Here is a 5,848-nt window from a genome sequence, read left to right as displayed (position 1 = left end):
ATCACCGCTGGGCTGGTGTAGTTCTCCGAAGCGATCAGCTCGATGTGTTCTTCCTGGCGCTGAGCTTCTTGCTCCATGGCGGCAAAAAGATCGGCGTCGTACTTGGCAATAGTCAAATCACGGCTGAACATGGCGGTCCTCAAGGATCGGGGGCAGAAAAGGGGGGCATTCTAACCCAATGGGTTTTGGATGGCATATGAAACGACATCATGTCGCAGACAAGTGGTTTTCATGACCGATGTGCGGTGCGTTTGAAGGCCTCTTCGCGAGCAGGCTCGCTCCCACAGTAATCGAGGCAGGCCTGCGATTTTGTGATCGACATCAATTCCTGTGGGAGCGAGCCTGCTCGCGAAGGCCGCACCGCAGATGTTCAGTCGAACATGAAGAGGGCGTCATTGCTGAACTGCGCCTCAAACCGACCCGCCGGCATCGGCCTTCCAAACAGATACCCCTGAACCTCATCGCAGCCATGCTCACGCAGGAAGTCGAGCTGCTCATGGGTTTCCACACCCTCGGCGATCACCGCCAGATTCAAGCTGTGGGCCATGGCGATGATCGCCCGGGCGATCTGCGCGTCCTGTTCGCCGGACGGCAAACCGTCGACGAAAGTGCGGTCGATCTTCAACACGTCGATCGGGAATTGCTTGAGGTAGTTCAGCGATGAATAACCGGTGCCGAAGTCGTCGACCGCGATGCTCAGGCCGAGGTTTTTCAAACCGGCGAGAATCTGCATGGCCTCGCTGACCTCGCGCATCAGGATACTTTCGGTCAGTTCCAGCTCCAGGCATGCCGGCGGCAGGCCGGTTTCGCGCAGGATGGTGGCGATCCGCGTGCCGAGTTGGCCATCGGAGAACTGCCGCGCCGAGATGTTCACCGACACCTTTGGCACGCGCACGCGGCTCTGGTGCCAGGTCTTGAGCTGACGGCAGGCCTCGCTGATCACCCAGTCACCGACGTCCACCACCAGTCCGAGTTCTTCCAGCACCGGAATGAAATCCCCCGGCGGCACCAGCCCACGACGCGGATGACGCCAGCGCAGCAGGGCTTCGGCGCCGGTCAGGCGCTTGCCGTCGCCGCTGAATTGGGGTTGGTAATACAGGACGAATTCGTTCTGCTCCAAGGCATGGCGCAGGTCGCTTTCCAGCTCCAGACGCTCCAGCGCACTGGCGTTCATGTCGGCCTGGTAGAACTGGAAGTTGTTCTTGCCGCGCTCTTTGGCGTGGTACATCGCGGTGTCGGCGTTCTTCATCAACTGGCTGAGTTCGTTGCCGTCCTGCGGACTCAGGGCGATGCCGATACTCGCGGTGACGAAGAACTCGCGACCTTCAAGCACGAACGGTCGTACCAGACTGCCGAGAATCTGCTCGGCCACATGAATCGCGCGGTTCAGCGCCAGCTCCCGACTTGAGCGGTGTTGCAGCAGGAGAGTGAACTCATCGCCACCCATCCGCGCCACGGTGTCGTCATCGTCGACGCAGGCCAGCAGGCGCGTGGCCATGTCTTTCAACATGCGGTCGCCGGCAGCGTGGCCGAGGGAGTCGTTGATCGGTTTGAAGCGGTCGAGGTCGAGAAACATCAGCACCACCCACGACTTCTGTCGCTCGGCTGCTTGCAGCGCAGTGTGCAGGCGATCCTGGAACAGTGTGCGGTTGGGCAGATGGGTCAGGGCGTCGTAATAGGCGAGGCGGTGAATGCGCTGTTCGCTGGCCTTGCGCTCGCTGATATCGCTGAAGAAGCACACGTAACTGGCCAGATCGCCTTCATCGTCGAGCACAGCGGTGATGCCGACCCACGCCGGGTAGTGCTCGCCATTGCGGCGTTTGAGCCAGACTTCGCCTTCCCACGTACTGTGCTGATGCAGTTGCTTGAGCACGTAACGCAGGTGCGCATCCTGTTGCTCGTCGACGGTGAGCATGTTGGGCAATTGGTCGAGCACTTCCGCCACCGCGTAACCGCTGACCCGACTGAACGCCTCGTTGGCCTGGACGATATAACCGGCCGGGTCGGTGATCAGGATCGCCGACGTTGAGTGTTCGAATACCGTGGCGGCCATGCGCAAATCTTTCTCGGCGCGGCGCTGCTGACTGATGTCGCGGCCAACGCCGAGCACGCCTTCGAACGCGCCGTGTTCGTCCCACACCAGCACCAGACGCAGTTCGATCGGGATCTTGCGGCCATCGGCGCGCAGGCAGTCGAACAGGAACAGTTGGGTCTGCACCTGATTGCGCAAAATGGCTAACTGTTCGGGTTTATCCAGGGCTTTGCTGACGCGATCCATCAGGGTGTAGATGCCGCTCAGTTGCTGCGGGTTGGCGATGGTCGATTGCCAGCCGTTCTGGAAAATCCATTCGGCGTCGTAGCCCAGCACCGCTTGCACCGACGGGCTGACGTAGTTCAGCGAGAGCTTGCTGTCGGTGGAGAAGATCACGTCGCTGATGCTTTCGGCGAGCATCCGGTAGCGCTGCTCGCTGTCGCGCAGGGATTCGCTGGCTTCGATCTGCTCGGTTATGTCCTTGGCCACGCCGATGATCCGCGTGACCTGATCGTGCTTGTCCCGGGCCAGTGCCTGTTCACGAATGTCGAAGCGCCGCCATTCGCCATCGCGATGACGGAAGCGCAACTGGCACTGCAACAGTTGGCTGTAACCGGCGTGGCGCTGCATCTGCCGTGAGCGATGATAATAGTCGGCGTCTTCCGGGTGCAGGAGAATTTCCCAGAAGTACTCGCCCATCTGATGCAGTTCGGTGCGGTTGTAACCGAGGGTCTGGCCGAGATGGTGGTTGCTGAAAATCATCCGCTGGCTGATCACATCCTGCACGTACAGATGATCCGGCACGGTGCGCACCACGTCCGACCAGAAGCCCTCGCGCTCCAGCAGCGACAGCTCGATCAGCTTGCGGCTGGTGATGTCGTTGATACTCAGGATCACCGCTTTATAGTCGTGCCGCTCGGTCGGCAGGCGCAGCACCATCCACAGGTGTTGATCGCGACCGTTGATGTCCGGGAGTTTGATTTCCAGTTCCAGCTGCTTTTGTTGCTGGAGCACGGCGTCGAGTACTTGATGGCCGATCGCGCAGTGACGATGTGGATGACCGTCGATCAACAACTGCCAAGCGTGTTCGCAGGAATTGACATTGAGCAATTGCAGCGCGACCTGATTGACCTCGGTGACGCGCAGTTCCTGCAGCAATTGCTGGCGCTGTTGCGGCTGGTCCAGCCAGGCCTTGAGCTGGTCGCTGGTCTGGATCTGCGCCTTGTCGAAAATCTGCTTGAGCCCGGACAGATCGAGCACGCACAGGGCAACTCCGGTACCGTCGAAAATGTCCTGATAGCGGCGGCGGCCTTCATGTAATTGGCGCTGACGCCGGCGCATGTTCAGTAGCGCGATCACCGGTAGCATCGAGAACGCCAGACCCAGCAGGCATTTGCCGATGAACGCCGGCAGCAACTCTTCCAGCACGCGCTGGCGGTCGAACAGGCCACGCAATTGCCAATCACTGCTGCTCAGCGGCACGGTGAGTACGGTGTTGGCCAGATCGTCCGGGCTCAGCACGCCAGGCTTGGCGGATGACAGGGCTTCGTCGCGGCTGATGATCTGATGGTTGATACGGTTTTCCACCAGCCACAGCGGACGCAGGCCGGTTTCACTCTGCTTGGTCAGCGAGTCGAAGAACGTCGGCGTCAGACGCAAAGCCCAATAGGCGCGTGTACTGCCGCTGGCCTGATGCAACAACAGATGCACCACCGAGCCATCGTCGGCGTTACTGAAATAGTGCGCCTGGGCGCGGCTGCGGCGTACCAGTTCGGTGAGGTAGCTGGCGTCGGAGCTGTCGGCGGCGCTGTCGCTGATGATTCGCCCGGAAGGGCTGAGCAACGCGAGGCTGCGCAGGTCAGGCAGCGATTGCTGGAGCTTGCGCAGCAACTGCTGCTGTTCGTCGGCCGATTGCGGTTGTTCGACGATCGGTAGCAGATTGAGGGCGATTTGCGCATTCAGCGCCATGTTCAGGCTGACCTGCGAGGCGAGGTCGGCGGTGTAATCGATGGTGTACTGGCGCTGGTTTTTCTGGGTTTCGCGCAGTTGATCGAGCAGTTGCCAGAACAGCAGCGCCAGCAGCAAAAGCACGAGTGTCGCCAGCGCACCCTTTAATGTCCCGCGCAGGGGCGAGCCGTGCGCCGGTTGGGTGCTGCTCACAGAGGCTGGCGGAGTGACATTGGACAAGCTGTAATCCTGCGATCTGGCTGGACTGGCGCGACGTGCACTATAAGCCGGACGCCCAAAGGGCGGCTAGCATGCCTTGAGTCGTGGCGAAGTGCCAGCCCCTCGCGGCTGGACTGCCTTCCGTCAATCAGGTAGCTTTGCCGGTTACGCGGGAGCGTTCCAGCTCCTAGAATCAGACTTTTTTCAGCGCGCACGCATTGATCACCATCAAGTGAACGACGCGCACGGTCTGGCCGGGCATCGCCTGCGCTCCAATCATTCATCTGTCACTGACCCAAGGTTCTCCATGGCTCAATACGTCTTCACCATGCATCGGCTGGGCAAAGTTGTTCCGCCGAAGCGGGAAATCCTGAAAAACATTTCGCTGTCGTTCTTCCCCGGCGCCAAGATCGGCGTACTCGGCCTCAACGGTTCGGGTAAGTCCACGTTGCTGAAAATCATGGCCGGCGTCGACACCGAGTTCGAAGGCGAAGCCCGTCCGATGCCGGATCTGAACATCGGTTATCTGCCGCAAGAACCGCAACTTGATCCGACCAAGACCGTGCGTGAAGTGGTCGAGGAAGCGGTCAGCGTGATCAAGAACGCCCAGGCGCGCCTGGACGAGGTCTACGCGGCTTACGCTGAAGAAGACGCCGATTTCGACAAACTGGCTGCTGAGCAGGCCAAGCTCGAAGCGATCCTGCAAGCCAGCGACGGCCACAATCTGGATCGTCAACTGGAAGTCGCTGCCGATGCGCTGCGTCTGCCGGCATGGGACGCCAAGGTCGAATTCCTCTCCGGTGGTGAAAAGCGTCGTGTGGCCCTGTGCCGTCTGCTGCTATCCGCTCCGGACATGCTGCTGCTCGACGAACCAACCAACCACTTGGACGCCGATTCCGTTGCGTGGCTGGAGCACTTCCTCCACGACTTCCCGGGCACCGTGGTTGCGATCACGCACGACCGTTACTTCCTGGACAACGTTGCTGGCTGGATTCTGGAACTCGACCGCGGTGCGGGCATTCCTTACGAGGGCAACTATTCGGGTTGGCTTGAAGCCAAGTCCGATCGTCTGGCTGCCGAATCCAAGCAGCAGTCGGCCCACGAAAAAGCCATGAAAGAAGAACTGGAATGGGTGCGCAAAGGCGCCAAGGCCCGCCAGTCGAAATCCAAGGCTCGTCTGCAACGCTTCGAAGAAATGCAATCGCAGGAATTCCAGAAGCGTTCGGAAACCAACGAGATCTACATCCCGGCCGGTCCGCGCCTGGGCGACAAGGTCATCGAGTTCAAGAACGTCACCAAGGGCTACGGCGATCGCGTGCTGATCGACAACCTGTCGTTCTCGATGCCGAAAGGCGCCATCGTCGGCGTGATCGGCGGTAACGGTGCCGGTAAGTCGACCCTGTTCCGCATGCTGATGGGCAAGGAAACGCCGGATTCGGGCAGCATCGAAGTCGGCGAAACCGTGCAACTGGCCTGTGTGGATCAGAGCCGCGAAGACCTCGACGGCAGCAAGACTGTGTTCCAGCAGATATCCGACGGTTCCGACCAGATCCGCATCGGTAACTACGAGATCCCTTCGCGCACCTACGTCGGTCGCTTCAACTTCAAGGGCGGCGATCAGCAGAAGTTCGTCAAGGACCTGTCCGGTGG

The 5,848-nt window shown here is 60.2% G+C and carries 2 protein-coding genes and 1 pseudogene; 1 reads left to right on the top strand and 2 read right to left on the bottom strand.

Going from position 1 to position 5,848, the window contains the following annotated elements; genetic code table 11:
* Together glyA and morA are read right to left on the bottom strand one after the other, a co-directional pair.
* A pseudogene (glyA, locus tag ACIOVB_RS10170) lies at positions 1–131 on the bottom strand (serine hydroxymethyltransferase); the annotation flags it as partial.
* 239 nt (positions 132–370) lie between these two features.
* On the bottom strand, positions 371–4,219 hold the full coding sequence (gene morA, locus ACIOVB_RS10165) for a cyclic di-GMP receptor MorA (protein WP_401267255.1): 3,849 nt from the start codon (positions 4,217–4,219) through the stop codon (positions 371–373).
* A 286-nt stretch (positions 4,220–4,505) separates the two neighbouring features.
* Here morA and ettA point away from each other — a divergent pair.
* On the top strand, positions 4,506–5,848 hold a 1,343-nt coding region (gene ettA, locus ACIOVB_RS10160), incomplete at its 3' end, for an energy-dependent translational throttle protein EttA (protein WP_401267352.1).

The organism is Pseudomonas sp. NPDC087639 (assembly GCF_044743385.1).
In the GTDB taxonomy this organism is placed as follows: domain Bacteria; phylum Pseudomonadota; class Gammaproteobacteria; order Pseudomonadales; family Pseudomonadaceae; genus Aquipseudomonas.
This window is presented reverse-complemented; position numbering and strand designations above follow the sequence as displayed.